The 2,496-nt window shown below is 60.8% G+C and carries 2 protein-coding genes; one reads left to right on the forward strand and one right to left on the reverse strand.

Annotated elements, in window-relative coordinates; translation table 11 throughout:
- Positions 1-243: 243 nt before the first annotated feature.
- Complete coding sequence (locus KDH09_03375) at positions 244-2,088, forward strand: cyclic nucleotide-binding domain-containing protein (protein MCB0218711.1); 1,845 nt, start codon at positions 244-246, stop codon at positions 2,086-2,088.
- Here KDH09_03375 and KDH09_03380 read toward each other — a convergent pair.
- Positions 2,080-2,496 (reverse strand): hypothetical protein (locus KDH09_03380; protein ID MCB0218712.1); only part of this gene is annotated, 417 nt, incomplete at its 5' end. The two genes, KDH09_03375 and KDH09_03380, sit on opposite strands and share 9 nt — an antisense overlap.

Consider the following 2,496-nt stretch of genomic DNA (forward strand, 5'->3'; position numbering starts at 1 on the left):
GCGAGCGATTTCTATGGCTCCCTCTCGGGTGAAGCGCGCAGGAGCGTCGACGCATGGTTTTCCGATGTGGACCCGGAAGGCGCCCTCGGCGCGCAGCTCCCCGCACGGGTCAAGCGCGTGAACAACCGCCTCGTCGCCGATCAGTAGCGTCTGCGCCCCCTGGGCCCCCGAAGGTTTGCTTCCTCCATCCCCGACAGACAGAATATTGACTCACCAGTCAATGCGGGGACCGGGGGAAGAGTCATGGAGCATCTCGAAACTTTTCGCCGGGTCTCATTTCTTGAAGACCTGACCGAGGAAGAACTCGGCTTTGTTGTCCAGGCCTCCGAGGGCAAGCACTTCGAAAAAGGCGATGTCGTCATCGAGGAAGCTTCTCGCGGCGAAGGGCTCTACGTCATCAACAACGGCAAGGCGCTGGTGACCAAGGCCCTCAAGGACGGCGAGCAGAAAACCATCAGCGAGCTCTACCAGGGCGATCACTTCGGCGAGATGAGCCTGGTGACCGACAAGCCGACCTCCGCATCCGTCATTGCCGACGGGGCCATGCGCTGCCTGTTCATTTCCAGCGAAAAATTCATGCGGCTGATTTACGATCACCCTTCCATCGGCCGCAAGGTGCTCTGGGCGTTCGTGCAGACCCTCTCCAACCGGCTGGCCGAATCCGACCGGCGCTACGCGCGTATGATTGAGCAGCGCGACCGCTTCGCGGCAGTGCGGCACCTGGTTTCCGTGGGGTGGATGCAGACGCGCATTCTTTTCTCCTATGTGTGGGTCTGGATTCGAAAGCACCTGCTGTTCTTTCCTCATTCCGAGGCAAGCCTCTCGCGCATTCATCGACAGAACGCGATTCGCTTCAAGAAGGTCGCCTTCAAGCTCAAGGGCGCAAACATCAAGACCGGCCAGATCGCCAGCATGCAGGCCCACATCCTGCCGCCCGAGTTCATCGAAGAGTTCAAGGAGATGCGCGACAACGTCACGCACACCGAGTATCCGCTGATCGCCGGCATGATTCAGGCTGAGTTTGGCGTGGGACCGCTCGAGCTCTTCGCCGACTTCGACAAGGTTCCCATCGCGGCGGCTTCCATGGGACAGGTCCACACCGCACGCCTGCATTCAGGCGAGAAGGTCGTGGTGAAGGTGCTGCATCCGGGCCTTGAGCGCAGCGTGGAGATCGACCTGTGGCTCATCCGCCAGTTCGTGCGCACGCTGGGTTTGTTTTCGAAGAAATGGGACCTCAACCAGATCTACCGCGAGTTCGAGGAACCCCTGCGCAAGGAAATGGACCTGCTCTATGAGGCCCAGTCCACCGAGCTCATGTCCAAGGAACTTGCAAAATTCGATGTCACCGTGCCGAAGGTCTACTGGCGCTATTCCACGCGCCGCGTCCTCACGCTCGAATTCATCGACGGTGTTAATCTCGACAACCTCGAGCAGATCAAGGCCTGGGAGATCGACCGTGTGAAGCTGATGCAGACCTACCTGCGCGCGTTCTTCCAGCAGGTTTTTCTTGGCGGGTTTTTCCACGCCGACCCGCATCCGGCCAATGCCTTCTGCACGCCCGAGGGCAAACTGGCCCTGCTCGACTTCGGCATGGTCAAACGCTTGCCCGACCACGTGCGCGAGGGGCTGCTCAAGGAAATCTTCGGCGGGTTCTTCTTCAATATCCCGCTGTGGGCCAGCGGGCTCATCCAGAAGGGCGCCTGCAAGGAAGAGGACCGGCCGATCCTGGAAAAATGGGGAAAGAAGTATCTCTCGGATCCGAAGGTCCGCGCCGCGCTATTCGATCACGAGATCGAGGACCGCAAGGAGATGGCCGATATCTTCGGCAACATGACGGAGATGATCGACGAGCTCTCCACCTTCGAGACTCCCCAGGACAACCTGATGGTCGCGCGCGCCATCGGCATTGTGACGGACGTCTGCCGCGAAGTGGTGCCCGAGAAACCCGTCAGCCAGATGGCCACGCCCATCATGATGCCGATCTTCACGGAAATCCTGAAGCAGCATCCCGAGTTCGGAAAAGTAGAGGACAGTCCGGTGGTCAGCGGCGCGATGGGCAACCAGCGCGGCGAAGCCGCCTCAGAATAGGCTTCCCTGCTGGCCGCTCTTTTTCTTCGGCGGCACGGGCGCAGGGGGCGGCGTTGCTTCCCCGTTTATCGGAACCTGCACGATCTTCCCGGTGCGCAAAAACCAGAGCTCAAAGCGCGGCGGCGGATCACCCTCGCGGCAGAGCCCCTTTGCAATGGCCTCCACGTAGACCTCACCCTGCGCGCGGTATTTGATCGCACGCTCTTCCATCCCTGCATCGTCGGTGACGTTGTCGCTCTTGTGGTCGGCAATGACATAGGCGCCATCGGCCGGATCGCGATAGAGCAGATCGATCGTGCCGATGCAAGCGCCAACGGGCTCACCTGCGACGCCCTCTCGCGGCGCCAACAGCAGCGGGAGCTCGCGTCCGATGACTTCGACCTCGCGAAGTTTCTCCAGCAGCGCCGC

Source organism: Chrysiogenia bacterium (assembly GCA_020434085.1).
In the GTDB taxonomy this organism is placed as follows: domain Bacteria; phylum JAGRBM01; class JAGRBM01; order JAGRBM01; family JAGRBM01; genus JAGRBM01.

Bases quoted from the DNA above. Each gene is read 5' to 3' on its own strand.
- KDH09_03375 (MCB0218711.1), top strand. From the start codon at position 244: ATGGAGCATCTCGAAACTTTTCGCCGGGTCTCATTTCTTGAAGACCTG.